At 68.5% G+C, this 13,018-nt stretch carries 12 protein-coding genes; 10 read left to right on the top strand and 2 right to left on the bottom strand.

From position 1 onward, the window contains the following. From ACL03I_RS34880 to ACL03I_RS34850, 7 genes are all read left to right on the top strand, one after another. The coding region (locus tag ACL03I_RS34880; protein ID WP_412808084.1) for a cytochrome P450 at positions 1 to 429 on the top strand (429 nt) is incomplete at its 5' end. Positions 430 to 490: 61 nt separating this feature from the next. Beyond that, a complete protein-coding gene (locus ACL03I_RS34875) occupies positions 491 to 718 on the top strand; it encodes a ferredoxin (RefSeq protein WP_355080160.1) in 228 nt (75 codons plus the stop codon). After that, a complete protein-coding gene (locus ACL03I_RS34870; protein ID WP_355080159.1) occupies positions 718 to 1,269 on the top strand; it encodes a Cif family virulence factor in 552 nt (183 codons plus the stop codon). Before ACL03I_RS34875 ends, ACL03I_RS34870 begins: the two co-directional genes overlap by 1 nt. 5 nt (positions 1,270 to 1,274) lie before the next feature. Next, positions 1,275 to 2,525: a hypothetical protein gene (locus tag ACL03I_RS34865; protein WP_412808083.1), complete on the top strand. Its 1,251-nt coding sequence runs from the start codon at positions 1,275 to 1,277 to the stop codon at positions 2,523 to 2,525. Positions 2,526 to 2,550: 25 nt separating this feature from the next. Next, complete coding sequence (locus ACL03I_RS34860) at positions 2,551 to 4,152, top strand: acyl-CoA synthetase (protein ID WP_412808082.1); 1,602 nt, start codon at positions 2,551 to 2,553, stop codon at positions 4,150 to 4,152. A 1-nt stretch (position 4,153) separates the two neighbouring features. Continuing rightward, positions 4,154 to 5,275 (top strand): NAD(P)H-dependent amine dehydrogenase family protein, encoded by a 1,122-nt coding sequence (locus ACL03I_RS34855; RefSeq protein WP_412808081.1) that lies wholly within the window; start codon positions 4,154 to 4,156, stop codon positions 5,273 to 5,275. 31 nt (positions 5,276 to 5,306) lie between these two features. After that, complete coding sequence (locus tag ACL03I_RS34850; RefSeq protein ID WP_379252550.1) at positions 5,307 to 6,533, top strand: cytochrome P450; 1,227 nt, start codon at positions 5,307 to 5,309, stop codon at positions 6,531 to 6,533. Between the two features lie 59 nt (positions 6,534 to 6,592). On the opposite strand, the gene ACL03I_RS34845 is transcribed toward ACL03I_RS34850, so the two are convergent. Then, positions 6,593 to 7,957 (bottom strand): cytochrome P450, encoded by a 1,365-nt coding sequence (locus tag ACL03I_RS34845; protein WP_412808080.1) that lies wholly within the window; start codon positions 7,955 to 7,957, stop codon positions 6,593 to 6,595. Between the two features lie 173 nt (positions 7,958 to 8,130). Here ACL03I_RS34845 and ACL03I_RS34840 point away from each other — a divergent pair, with 173 nt between their 5' ends. Further along, on the top strand, positions 8,131 to 9,330 hold the full coding sequence (locus tag ACL03I_RS34840) for an MCE family protein (RefSeq protein ID WP_412808079.1): 1,200 nt from the start codon (positions 8,131 to 8,133) through the stop codon (positions 9,328 to 9,330). Here the strand turns inward: ACL03I_RS34840 and aztA are convergent. Further along, positions 9,327 to 10,022 (bottom strand): zinc ABC transporter ATP-binding protein AztA, encoded by a 696-nt coding sequence (gene aztA, locus ACL03I_RS34835; RefSeq protein WP_412808078.1) that lies wholly within the window; start codon positions 10,020 to 10,022, stop codon positions 9,327 to 9,329. The two genes, ACL03I_RS34840 and aztA, sit on opposite strands and share 4 nt — an antisense overlap. A gap of 56 nt (positions 10,023 to 10,078) precedes the next feature. Between aztA and aztB the strand changes: the two genes are divergently transcribed. Beyond that, positions 10,079 to 12,085 (top strand): zinc ABC transporter permease AztB, encoded by a 2,007-nt coding sequence (gene aztB, locus ACL03I_RS34830; protein ID WP_412808077.1) that lies wholly within the window; start codon positions 10,079 to 10,081, stop codon positions 12,083 to 12,085. After that, positions 12,082 to 13,017, top strand: a complete 936-nt coding sequence (gene aztC, locus ACL03I_RS34825) for a zinc ABC transporter substrate-binding protein AztC (RefSeq protein WP_412808076.1) — start codon at positions 12,082 to 12,084, stop codon at positions 13,015 to 13,017. Before aztB ends, aztC begins: the two co-directional genes overlap by 4 nt. The last annotated feature ends 1 nt before the right edge of the window (position 13,018 follow it).

Below are 13,018 nucleotides of genomic sequence, written 5' to 3'. Positions count from 1 at the left end.
GAGTACGCGAAAGTCGTCGCCGATCCAAATCTGGTCTCCGACTGGGTGGAGGAGACCCTGCGCTACGACACCTCCAGTCAAATGATCGCCCGCACCGCGACCGAGGACCTCGCGTATCACGGGGGGGTGGTTCCGGCGGGGGCGAAGGTGTTGTTGCTGATCGGTTCGGCCAACCGGGATGCGGCGGTGTTCGAGGATGGTGACAGTTTTCGTATCGATCGTGCCGACAGGTCCGGGCTGGTGAGTTTCGGGGCGGGTGTGCATTTCTGCTTGGGGGCGCACCTGGCCCGTGTGGAAGCGACGGTGGCGCTGACGGAGTTCGCGTCGCGTGTGCGGTCCTACGACGTCCTCGAAACCGGGATCGCCCGGGTTCATTCGTCCAATGTGCGTGGCTTCGCGCACCTACCCATCACCGTGGAGACCCGATGAGCCGTCCATCCGACCGGATCCGTATGCCGGGATCGCCGCGCAGGCCCGTGTGGAGCCGGTCATGAGAATCCGCGCCGATCTCGATCTGTGCCAAGGGCACGCGGTCTGCCAAGCCGAGGCTCCCGAGGTGTTCACGGTGCCCAGACGCGGGCAGGTCGAGATCCTGCACGACGTACCGGACGCCGAACTCCGGCCCGCCGTGGCGGACGCGATCCGTTATTGCCCCACTCGAGCCCTGTCGATCGCCGACGAAGGCGCGACCGACTCCTCTCCGAAAGGTACCGACTGATGCCAGCTTTCGACCGCGCCGAGCTCGACGAGATGATTCAGCGCTGGATCGTGGAGAACCAGCGCTGCGAGGAGAAGGGGGACTGGAAGCCCCTCGCGCAGATGTACACCGAGGACGCCACCTACGGCTGGAACTATGGACCCACCCAGGAATTCATGGCCGTCGGACGCGACGAGATCCGCGAGCTGGCCCTCGGCCAGGAGATGGCCGGCCTGGAGGGCTGGACTTACCCCTACCAGGAATTCGTGGTCGACGACCGCACCGGCACCGTCATCGGGTTCTGGAAGCAGATCAGCGAGGCGACACGTCCGGATGGGCGCAACTACTCGCCCGAGGGCATCGGCGGTAGCTGGTTCCGCTACGGCGGCGACTTCCAATGGTCCTGGCAGCGCGACTTCTTCGACTTCGGCAATGTCTCGGCGCTGTTCGTCGAGATGATCACCGACAAGGCGCTCACCCCGGGGATGCAGAAGCGCATCGAGCGCTCGGTTTCCGGCGCGCCGCTGCCCGGCTGGTATCGCGTCGGCGAATCGCCCGCCTCGCTGTGGTGACCGACATGGCCGGACCTCAGAGCCGTTTCGCCGACCTGGACCGCGACACCCTGGCCGCTCTGCTGCCCGAACTGCTGCTGTGCGGGCACCTCATCGACCGCTCCGGCATGGCGCACTCGATCGCCGCGTTCGGCCGCGAGGGCATGACCGAGGTCGCCATCGAGGAGTGGCAGGTGGCCAGCCCGGTCTACACCCGGCGCATGCAGCGGGCGCTCGGCTTCGCGGGTGACGGCGTGGAGACCATCTTCAAGGGACTGCAACTGGACATCGGCGCTCCACCGCAGTTCATGGACTTCCGTTTCCGAGTCGACGACCACCACCACGGCGAGTTCTGGCTCGACCACTGCGGTGCGCTCGCCGACGTGGAACCGATGGGCGAGGACTTCGTCGTGTCGATGTGCCACGACATCGAGGACCCGACCTTCGACGCGACCGCGCTGGCCACCAATCCGCACGCCCAGGTCCGGCCGAACCACCGCCCGCCCCGCCGTCCGGCCGATCGCAAGCCGGTGTGCGCGTGGACGGTCGTGATCGACCCCGCGCACGTACCGCCGCCGGTGCCTGCCAACGCCGACCTGGTCGCCGGGTCGGTGGCGGCCGGACTGGATCTGGCCGCGATCGACCCCACCGACGAAGGGCGGCCGGACTACTCCGGCCCCTTGCTCAGCGATGTGCGTTTCGCGGATTTCTCCCGCTCCGCGCTGGTTCGGCTCGCCGACGAGGTATGTCTGCAACATCACCTGCTCACCCTGGGTTTCCTGATCGCGGTGCGCGCTCGGGTGGACGCCGACGCGGCGCTGGAGATCGGACGTAAACAGTTCGCGGGCATCGCCGGGCTCACCAGTGAACGCCTGCGCGATTGTCTCGGTCTCGGTGACGACGCCGCCGCGCTGGCGACGGTGCTGCGGTTGCACCCCGCTCTGAATCCCTTGCCGTACACCGGAATCGAGATCGTGCCCGCCGGCGACACGGTCACGGTGACGTTCCCGGCCGCCAGTGGCGCGCACACCGACGGCACGTGGCCTTCGATGCTCGACCCCGAGCACCTGCAGCCGCTGAACGCCCTGGTCCGCGGCGTGAACCCGCGTTTCTCCGCCGAGGTCCTCACCGCGGGCGAGGACGGCTGGCATGCCGCGATCACGCTCGGCGACACACCGTTCCGGGAGGCGACGGAGGTCGCGCTGACCCGGTTCAGCACCGGCGCGGCCTTCACCTTCACCGACCGGGGGATACCCCTTCCGCTCACCGTCGTCTGACCGCACCACGCAGAGATGGAACGACATGGCCAACAACTTCGCCGACCTCTTCGAGCACTCCGTGGACGCCATGCCCGAGCGGGTGGCTCTCATCCAGTCCGGCCGTCGCGTGACCTACCGCGAACTCGACATCCGCGCCAATCGGCTCGCGCACCATCTGGCGAGCATCGGCGTGGGCGCGGGAACGCACGTGGGTTTCCAGATGCACAACAGCATCGAGACGATGGAGACGCTGATCGCGTGCTTCAAGCTCGCCGCCGTCCCGATCAACATCAATTACCGGTACGGCGTCGCCGAACTGGCCTACGTCTACGAGAACGCGGATCTCGAAGTGCTCGTGTACCACTCCTGTTACGGCGCCGCCGTCCGGGAGGCCGGGGAGCGAACGCCCGGTTTGCGGCACATGATTCGCGTCGCCGACGAATTCTCGCCGGACATCGACGATGTAGCGACGTCGTACGAGTCGGCCGTCGCCGCCGGAGCGACGGACCGCCCGGTGGTCGAACGCAGCGCCGACGACCTGTTCATGATGTACACCGGCGGGACGACCGGCATGCCGAAAGGCGTCATGTGGCGGCAGGAGGACATGTGGCGCGTCCTCGGCGGAGGCATCGACTTCTACACCGGTGAACCGGTCGCCGACGAGTTCCAGCAGTCCCGCACCGGCGCCCGGATCGATCCGAGTGCCTGGCTGGTGCTGCCGCCGCTGATCCACGCCGCCGCCATGATGCCCACCTTCACCGCGCTGTGGTCGGGCAACACCGTGATCTTCGAGTCCCGCTTCGACGCCGGACGCGTCTGGCGGACCGTCGCCGAGCAACGCCCGCAGGTCATGGTGATCACCGGCGACGCCATGGCCAGGCCGCTGATCGAGGCGTATCGGAGCGAACCGGTGGACGCCTCGTCGCTGCTGGCCATCGCCTCCGGCGCCGCGCTGCTGTCGCAACCGGTGAAGAACACGCTGCTGGAGATGTTCTCGTGGGCGGTGGTCTCGGACTCCATCGGATCATCGGAGACCGGATTCGGCGGTATCGGGTTCGCCCAGAAGGACGACGATCCGGCGCGCGGCCCCCGCGTGCAGACCGGCCGCGGTGCGGTGGTCGTGGACGACGACGGCCGCCCCGTCGCGCCCGGTTCGGAAGGCTGGCTGGCCAAGACCGGCAACGTGCCGATCGGTTACTACAAGGACCCCGACAAGACCGAGAAGCTGTTCAAGTCCGTCGACGGCGTGCGCATGGTCGTCACCGACGACCGGGCCCGCGCCGAGACCGACGGGTCGATCACGCTGATCGGCCGCGGCAACATGGTGATCAACACCGGCGGCGAGAAGGTGTTCGTCGAAGAGGTCGAAAGCGTGGTGAAGACCCACGCCGCGATCTTCGACGCGGTGGTGATCGGCGTGCCGCACGAGCGCTGGGGGCATCAGGTCGCCGCGGTGGTGTCGCTGTCCGGGCCGGTCGAATTCACCGAGCTGCACGCGCACGCGCGCAAATTCCTGGCCGGATACAAAGTGCCCAAACAGGTCTGGGTCGCCGACACCATCGTGCGCGCTCCGAGCGGCAAACCCGACTACCGGTGGGCCAAACAGTACGTGGCCGGGCGAGGGCCCGACCACAAGGCGGACTGACATGATCCGGGTGATCCAATGGGCGACCGGCGGGGTCGGGCGGGCCGCCATCGAGGGCATTCTCGACCATCCCGAGCTGGAACTGGCCGGAGCCTGGGTGCACAGCGCGGACAAGGACGGCATGGACCTGGGCGAGCTGGTCGGCCGCCCGCCGGTCGGGGTGCGCGCGACCACCGATGCCGACCGCTTGCTCGCCACGCAGGCCGACTGCGTGCTCTACAGCCCGTTCATTGCCGACGCCGCGACGGTGCGCGCGATCCTGCGGTCCGGCAAGAACGTCGTCACACCGCTGGGCTGGTTCCATCCGCGCCGCGCGGAGCGGGAACGGTACGACGAGCTGTGCCGAGCCGCCGGAGTCACGCTGCACGGGACCGGAATACATCCCGGCGGCATCACCGAGAAGATCCCGCTGGTGGTGTCGGCGCTCTCGGGGGCGATCACCGCGGTGCGCGCCGAAGAGTTCTCCGATATCCGCACCTATGGCGCGCCCGAAGTGGTCCGGGACTGGATGCTGTTCGGCGCCACGCCGGAGCAGGCCGCGACCAGCGTCATGGCGAACGTGCTCGCGGGCGGCTACAGCCAGTCGGTGTGGATGATCGCCGAAGCGCTGGGCATCGCGCTCGACGAGCGGTTGCGGGTGACGCACGACATGGCGGTGGCCACCGCGCCGATCGATTCGCCCATCGGCCCTATCGCGCCCGGGCGCGTCGCCGCGCAGCGCTTCCGCTGGGAAGGGACCGTTCGCGGTACTCCGGTGATCACGGCCGCGGTGAACTGGTTCATGGGCACCGAGAACCTCGACCCGCCTTGGACCTTCGGACCCATGGGAGAGCGATACGAGGTCGAGATCGTCGGCGATCCCGGCGCGACGGTGACCTTCACCGGTATGCACGCGCACAGCGCCGCCGCGGGTCTGGTGCGCAACCCCGGCATCGTCGCCACGGCCATGCACTGCGTGAACTCGATCCCCTACGTCGTCGCCGCCGAGCCGGGTGTGCGCACGTATCTCGAATTGCCGCTGGTCGCTGGTCGCGCCGCCGCGTGGCTGCGTGACCGTGACGCGGCCTGCGCGTCGCCTGCCGAGGCCGATCCCGACGCCGCGCGGCGCACTTCGCCGCGCTGACCGGCTCGCACGTTTCATCTAGGAGGTAGCAATGGCAGCTCCGGCATTTCCGGTCGGATTCGATTTCACCGACCCGGCGCTGTGGGAGAACCGAAGTCCGGTAGAGGAATTCGCTCAGCTACGCCGGACCGCCCCGGTGTGGTGGAACGCGCAATCCGACGAGACGTCCGGTGGTTTCCACGACGGCGGCTACTGGGTGGTCAGCAAGCTCGCCGACATCAAGGAGATCTCCAAGCATCCGGAGCTGTTCTCCTCGGAGCGGAAAGGGGCCATCATCCGCCTGCCCGGCGACATCACGCCGGAACAGATGGCGCTCACCGGCGCTCTGCTGGTGAACATGGACCCGCCCAAGCACTCCAAGATCCGGCGGATCATATCCAAGGGCTTCACGCCGCGGGCGGTGGAGAACCTGCGCGCCGCGCTCGCCGAGCGCGCCGAGCGGATCGTGCACGAGGCCAGGAAGTCCGGCGGCGGCGACTTCGTCGAGCAGGTCGCCTGTGAACTGCCGTTGCAGGCCATCGCCGAGCTGATCGGCGTGCCGCAGGAGGATCGGAAGAAGATCTTCGACTGGTCGAACCAGATGCTCAACTACGACGACCCCGAGTACGGCGATCCCGCGATGGCCTCGGCCGAAATCCTCGGTTACGCCTGGAATATGGCCGAGCAGCGCCGTGCCTGCCCGGTGGGCGACATCGTGAGCGAGCTGGTGCACGCCGACGTCGACGGCGAGGCGCTCGGCTCCGACGAGTTCGGTTTCTTCGTCATCCTGCTCGCCGTGGCGGGCAACGAGACCACCCGCAATGCCATCACGCACGGGATGAAGGCGTTCGTCGATCACCCGGAACAGTGGGAGACCTACCGGCAGCAGCGTCCACGTACCGCGCCCGACGAGATCGTGCGATGGGCCACTCCGGTGACCGCCTTCCAGCGCACCGCGACGGAGGACCTGGAACTCGGCGGGCAGCGGATCCGGCAGGGTCAACGGCTCGGATTGTTCTACAGCTCGGCGAATTTCGACGAGGAGGGCTTCGAGAATCCGTTCACGTTCGATGTCCTGCGCAATCCGAATCCACACGTGGGTTTCGGCGGCACCGGCACGCACTACTGCGTCGGCGCGAACCTGGCCCGGCTGGAGATCGATCTGATGTTCAACGCCATCGCCGACGCGATGCCCGGCCTGCGGCAGGTGTCCGATCCGGTGCGGCTGCGGTCCGGGTGGATCAACGGCATCAAGAGCTGGCGGGTGCGCTACGAGTAGCTGCCGGACGCGGGCTCCCCGTCACGCGACGGGGAGCTCTCGCGCGCCCGGCCACGTCGTCAGCTGTCGTCGTCCTTGCGACGCCTGCGGTAACGGACGGTGCAGGGCTGCGCGAGCTGCACGACCATCTTGGAGTGGTCGTTGCGGTAGCTGTCCGACGGCTGGACCATCTCGAACTCCCAGTCCCGCAACAGCAGCGAAAAGATCGCCTTCAGCTGCATCAACGCGAACGCCGCGCCGACGCAGCGGTGGCGGCCCGCGCCGAACGGAATCCAGGTCCAGCGATTGACGAGGTCGGCTTGGTTGGGATCGATATAGCGTCCGGGATCGAAAGCGTCCGGGTCCGGGAAGTCCTCCGGGATCCGGTTCGAGATCGCGGGAGTGGCGGCGACGTGATCGCCGGGCTCGATCCGATGACCGCAGACGTCGAATTCGCCGCGCGCCACCCGCATCAGGATGATCAGCGGTGGATGCAGGCGCAGCGTCTCCTTGAGCACGGATTCCAGCATCGGGATCTGGCGCAGCGCGCCGAAACTGATGTCCGAGCCGTCGGCGTAGAGCTCGTCGAGTTCGGTGACGACCCGGTCGAGCACCTCGGGGTGGCGCAGCAGTTCGATGATCGTCCAGGCCGCCGTGCCGGAGGTGGTGTGATGGCCCGCGAACATCATGGAGATGAAGATGCCGGTGATCTCGCTGGCGCTGAAGCGCGGTTCGCCGTTGTCGCCCGGGATCGAGATGAGCACGTCGAGCATGTCCCGGTCGTCCTTGCCGGTCGGCGGGTCGGCGGCCCTGCGGTCCATGATCCCCTGGACCAGTTCGACCAGCTCGGCCCGCGCCTGATCGCGACGGCGGAAACTCTCGATCGGGGCGTAGGGGTCGACGTAGGCCAGCGCGTCGGTGCCGCGTTCCAGGTCGTGGTAGAGGTGCGCGAAGCGGTCGTCGAGGTCGTTGCGGAACTTCACGCCGATCAGGCAGGCCGAGGAGGTGTAGATGGTCAGCTCGGCGAAGAAGTCGAGCAGGTCGATCTCGCCCTCGTCACCCCAGCGCGCCAGCATCCGCTGCACCTCACGGGCGATGGTGGCGGCGTGCCCGCGCATGTGTTCGGCGCGCAGCGCCTGGTTGTGCAGCATCTCCTTGCGGCGTTCCGGGCTGGCGTCGAAGACGACGCCCTCGCCGAAGATCGGCTTCATGAAGGGGTAGGCGGCGGCCTGGTCGAGGTCGTCGTCGCCGGAGCGGAAGAAGAACTCGTTGGCCTCCGCGCCCGACAGCAGGATGACCTGGCGCCCGGCCAGGTCGAACGAGCCGACGTCGCCGCACTCCGCGCGGACCCGGCGCATCAGCCCGATCGGGTCGACGCGGAACTCCTCCAGATGACCGTGCTCGTGGTCGCCTCCGGATACCCGACGTGGTTTCACCAGAGTCATTGGAAATCCTTCCCCAGATAAGTGTCCAAGTTTTATGATGGACACGTGTCTGGACAGTACTACGGTTAGCGAGCGTCCGGCAAGCCGCGGACCGCGACCGTAGTCGGATGCCAGGGCCGCGGGTGTGCCGCCGTCGCGCACAGCCCGTGACGAGAAGTGATCGGTGGTTTCGAATGAGTTTCGGCAGCCAAACCGTGCTGGTGACGTGGCGGTTACTGCGGTTGAAAGTCGCCGGAGCGGCGTTGCTCCTGCTCATCGTCGCGGTGGTCGCGGTCGCCGCGTCGATGTACGCCGGACGTTTCCGCTCGACGGTGGCCGTCACCGTCGAGACGCCCCGCTCCGGTCTGGTGCTCGACAGCGATGCCAAGGTGCGGATGCGCGGCGTGGAACTCGGCAAGGTGAGCGCCGTCGAGTTCCGCGGCGACCGGGCGCGTCTGCGCCTCGAGCTGGATGCCGAACTGCTGCGGCTGGTGCCCGCCAACGCGACGGTGGACATCCGCTCGACCACCGTATTCGGGGCCAAGTACGTGAATTTCGTGGTGCCGAGCGCTCCTTCGCCGACACCGCTGCGCCCCGGCTCGACGATCCGCGCCGAATCCGTCACCGTCGAATACAACACGCTGTTCCAGCGTCTGAGTGATGTGCTGGCGAAAGTCGAACCGGGCGAATTGAACGCCACCCTCGCCGCCTTGGACACGGCGTTGCAGGGGCGTGGCGACCGGCTGGGCGATCTGCTCGCTCGTTCGGACGACTACCTGCGGCAGATCAACCCGAGCCTGCCCGCGCTGCGGCGGGACCTGTCCGCTGCGGGCCAGGTCACCGGGCTCTACGCCGATACCGCCCCCGACCTGCTGCGCGCGGCCTCCGACGCCACCACGATCAGCGGGACGCTCGGTCAGGGTGCGGAAGACCTGGACGCCGTGCTGCTCAACCTCGTCGGGTTGGCCGACACCACCCGGACGGCGCTGACCGAGAACGAGCAAGGACTCACCGCTGTGCTCGCGACCCTGCGGCCGACCAGCTCACTGCTCGAGATCTACTCGCCCGTGGTGTATTGCGTAGTCGTCGGCATCGCGAAAGCCCTTCCCGCGGCGGAGGCCATCATCGGCGGATACAAACCCGGAGCCATCTTCAATGCCAGCTTCATGTACGGCGCGCAGCCCTACAAATATCCTGGCGACCTGCCGAAGGTTAACGCGACCGGCGGGCCGCGCTGTGCCGGGATCCTCGACCGGGTGCCGGATAGCCACGCCGACTACGTGGTCACCGACACCAACGAAGGCGCGCCCTTCACGCCGTCCATGGCGGTCGTACTCAACGCTCCCAAAGTCTTTCAGATCCTTTTCGCCGGTATGCCCGGAGTGCCACGCTAGTCGACGGCGGCCGCTTCCGGTTCGGTGGTGGGTCCGCGCAGGACGGTGCGCGGATCGCCGTTGCCGGTGACCCGGCCGTCCTGTAGTAGCAGGCAGTGGTCGGCGCGCAGGGCATCCTCGTGCCGGTGCGTGGCGTGCACGACCGTCACGCCCTGCGCTCCGACGTGGCGGATGGCGTCGGAGATCTCCCGCCGCGCCGCCGAGTCCAGACCGGTGGTCGGTTCGTCGAGCAGCAGCAGATCCGACTCCTGGGCGAGTGCCTGTGCGAGCATCGCCCGTTGGCGCTGGCCTCCGGAGAGACTGTCGAGTCGGCGATCGGCCAGGTCGGCGATGGCCATCCGGTCGAGGCACGCGCGCACGATGGCCCGATCCGCCCGGGTGAGGCGCCGCCATGCGCCGCGGTGCGCCCAACGCCCCATGGTGACCGTTTCGCGGACGGTGATCGGCAAGGTTGCCGGAACGCCGCTGTGCTGCACGACGAACGCCGGTCGCCGCAGATGTCGTCGGCGCACGGTTCCCGCGCTGGGTGTGACGACGCCCGCCAGGACGCCGAGCAGGGTGGATTTGCCCGACCCGTTGGGTCCGACGAGTGCGGTCACCCGGCCGCCCGGGATGGTGGCGGTGAACTCGCGCAGGACCGGATGCCCCCGGTAACCGGCCGTCACCTCGGCGATATCGACAGCTGGCGGCATGTAACTCCCAACCACTCATTGAAATGAAAACCGTTATCATTGTAGAGTGCTGCGTTATGGAGTGGTTGGCCCCGTTCGAGGTTTCGTTCGTGCAGCGGGCGTTGTGGGGCGGATTGCTCGTGTCGTGTCTGTGCGCTCTGGCGGGGACGTGGGTGGTGTTGCGCGGCATGGCTTTTCTCAGCGACGCGATGGCGCACGGCATGCTGCCAGGCGTCGCGATCGCCGCGCTGCTCGGCGGAAACCTGTTGCTGGGCGCGGCATTCAGCGCCGCGGCGATGGCCGTCGGCGTCTCGGTGCTCGGCCGTGGGACGCGATTCGCCGCCGACACCGGGATCGGGCTGCTGTTCGTCGGGATGCTGTCGGCGGGCGTGATCATCGTGTCGCGTTCGCCCTCGTTCGCGGTCGACCTGACCGGCTTTCTCTTCGGTGACGTACTCGCCGTCGGAGAACGTGACCTGTGGTACCTGGTCGCGGCCACGGTTCTCGCGGCGGTGATCTCGGTGCTGGGCTACCGGGCATTCGTCGCGCTGACCTTCGACCCGCGCAAGGCGCACACCCTCGGATTACGGCCTCGCCTGGCGAACGTGGCGCTGATCGCTCTGCTGACCCTGGCGATCGTCGCGTCGTTCCACATCGTCGGCACATTGTTGGTCTTCGGTCTGCTCATCGCGCCGCCCGCGGCGGCCGTCTACTGGGTGCATCGCATCCCGGCGATCATGCTCGCCGCCGCCGCGCTCGGGGCGGTGGCCACCTTCGCCGGGCTGCTGATCTCGTGGCACGCGCACACCGCCGCCGGGGCGACCATCGCGGCGACGGCCGTCGCGCTGTTCTTCGTCTCGGCGCTGTCGTCCTGGGTGCGTGATCGGATCCGGTCCTCGCGCGGGACGCCGAAACCACTGGCCGTGCTCCTGGTACTCGCCACGATGACGCCCTTGATCGGTTGCGGGACAGGCGATTCCACCGGCCCTCCGGAGACGCCGCCGCACGGTTATGTGGCGGGCGCGCAGGAGGCCGACGAGGCGCAGCCGCGTCTGGTCGTGGTCGACAGCGGGACCGGCGCGGTGCGGGTGGTCGACCTCGTCACCGCGGACGTCATCGATCTCGGCCGAGCGGAAGGCGTCGGCCGCGTGACCGCCGATGGGCGCTACGCCTTCTTGTCCGCCCGCGACGGGGTGCGGATCGTGGACGCGGGCGCATGGACGGTCGATCACGGCGATCACGTGCACTACTACCGGGCACCCGTCCGCGATCTGGGCGCCCTCGCCGGTGGCCCGGTGTCGGCCGCGTATGCCGACAGTGCGGTGACCGCACTGGTTTCCGACGCGGGTGGCACAGCGCTGCTGGATCGGTCCGCGCTGGGCGCGGGGTCGCGACAAGAGCGCGGCGTGATCGCCGACGGAGCCGCCGTGCCATACGCTGAGCACCTGCTGGTGGCCGTGCCCGCCCGGGACCGGATCGAGGTTCGTGCCCGAGACGGAGCGCCCGCCTCGGTCCTCGCCCAAGAGTGTCCGCGTCCGCATGGCTCGGCGGTGACCAGGCGTGGTGTCGTCTTCGGTTGCGCCGACGGCGCGTTGGTGGTGACGGCCCGGAACGCGGTGTTCAGCGGCGAGAAGATTCCCTATCCGCACAGCACCTCCGACGGCGACCGCGCGACCGCGTTCTTCCACCGCGCCGGCAGCGCGACGCTGGTGGCGAAGGCGGGCCTGCGCGGGGTGTGGGTGCTCGACGTCCGGCGCAAGTCCTGGACCGCGGTGGACACCGGTCCGGTGGTCGCGGCGAATACCGCGGGCGAGGGCGCGCCACTGCTGGTCCTCACCGCGGACGGCCTGCTGCACAGTTACGACGCCGTGTCCGGACGGGAGACCGCCGCGGCCCGACCGTTCACCGCGCCGGTGCTCGACGGCGCACCCGCGCCGCTGATCCTCGTCGACGAGCACCGCGCCTACCTCAACGATCCCGCGGCGCGAGCGATCCACGAGATCGACTACGCCGACAACCTGCGTGCCGCACGAACCTTCGGCCTCGACATCGTGCCCACGGCGATGGTGGAGACCGGCCGATGAGACGTGCCGCTCACTGGTGCGCGCTGTTCGCCGTCGCCCTGCTCGCGCTCACCGCATGCTCGAACGCCGACGCCGATCGCGACGGAGTCGTCGTCACCACCAACATCCTCGGCGATCTCACCCGCGCCATCGCGGGGGACGCGGTCGAGGTCACCGTGCTCATGCCGGCGAACGCGGACCCGCACTTCTTCGCCCTCTCCGCCCAGCAGGCGGCCCGGCTCGAACGCGCGAGCCTGATCGTCTACAACGGTCTCGGCCTCGAGGAGAGTGTGCTGCGCAACGTCGAGGCGGCCGAGAGATCCGGAGTGGCAGGGGTATCCGTCGGCGCGGCGATCGATCCGATCGACTACTCCACGGACGACGCGGACGGCAGGCCGGATCCCCACTTCTGGACCGACCCGCGCCGGGTGCGCAAGGCGGTGGAAGTCATCCGGGACCGGATCATCGAGCAGGTCGACGGCGACGACGCCGCGACCGTGCGGATCGAAGCCGACCGCTACCTCGCCGAACTCGACCGGCTCGACCGCTGGATGACCGAGCGGTTCGCGACCATCCCCGCCGAGCGGCGGAAGCTGGTCACCAACCACCACGTCTTCGGTTACCTGGCACAGCGATTCGGCTTCGAAGTGGTCGGCGCCGTGATACCGGGCGGGACCACGCTCGCCGCACCGAGCCCGTCGGATCTCTCCGCCCTCGCCGGAGCAATCCGGGCCGCCGGGGTGGGCGCGATCTTCGCCGACTCCTCGCAGCCGGACCGTCTGGCCCGTGTGCTCGCCGAGCAAGCCGGTGTGCACGTGCAGGTGATCTCGCTGTATTCGGAGTCGCTCACCGAACCCGGCGGCGGCGCCGGCACCTACCTGGAAATGATGCGGGCCAACACCGAATCGATCGTGCGCGGCTTGGCCGCTGCCCAGCACCCGAACACCAGATGAA

It is taken from the genome of Nocardia sichangensis, from assembly GCF_047200615.1.
GTDB classification, from domain to species: domain Bacteria; phylum Actinomycetota; class Actinomycetes; order Mycobacteriales; family Mycobacteriaceae; genus Nocardia; species Nocardia sichangensis.
Note: the sequence above shows the minus strand (reverse complement) of the source record. Positions and strands in the feature narration are given on the sequence as shown.

What these genes read in the sequence shown, in the direction of transcription:
- ACL03I_RS34875 (WP_355080160.1), top strand. Translation starts at nt 491, where the DNA reads ATGAGAATCCGCGCCGATCTCGATCTGTGCCAAGGGCACGCGGTCTGC.
- ACL03I_RS34870 (WP_355080159.1), top strand. Translation starts at nt 718, where the DNA reads ATGCCAGCTTTCGACCGCGCCGAGCTCGACGAGATGATTCAGCGCTGG.
- ACL03I_RS34865 (WP_412808083.1), top strand. Translation starts at nt 1,275, where the DNA reads ATGGCCGGACCTCAGAGCCGTTTCGCCGACCTGGACCGCGACACCCTG.
- ACL03I_RS34860 (WP_412808082.1), top strand. Translation starts at nt 2,551, where the DNA reads ATGGCCAACAACTTCGCCGACCTCTTCGAGCACTCCGTGGACGCCATG.
- ACL03I_RS34855 (WP_412808081.1), top strand. Translation starts at nt 4,154, where the DNA reads ATGATCCGGGTGATCCAATGGGCGACCGGCGGGGTCGGGCGGGCCGCC.
- ACL03I_RS34850 (WP_379252550.1), top strand. Translation starts at nt 5,307, where the DNA reads ATGGCAGCTCCGGCATTTCCGGTCGGATTCGATTTCACCGACCCGGCG.
- ACL03I_RS34845 (WP_412808080.1), bottom strand. Translation starts at nt 7,957, where the DNA reads ATGACTCTGGTGAAACCACGTCGGGTATCCGGAGGCGACCACGAGCAC.
- ACL03I_RS34840 (WP_412808079.1), top strand. Translation starts at nt 8,131, where the DNA reads ATGAGTTTCGGCAGCCAAACCGTGCTGGTGACGTGGCGGTTACTGCGG.
- aztA (WP_412808078.1), bottom strand. Translation starts at nt 10,022, where the DNA reads ATGCCGCCAGCTGTCGATATCGCCGAGGTGACGGCCGGTTACCGGGGG.
- aztB (WP_412808077.1), top strand. Translation starts at nt 10,079, where the DNA reads ATGGAGTGGTTGGCCCCGTTCGAGGTTTCGTTCGTGCAGCGGGCGTTG.
- aztC (WP_412808076.1), top strand. Translation starts at nt 12,082, where the DNA reads ATGAGACGTGCCGCTCACTGGTGCGCGCTGTTCGCCGTCGCCCTGCTC.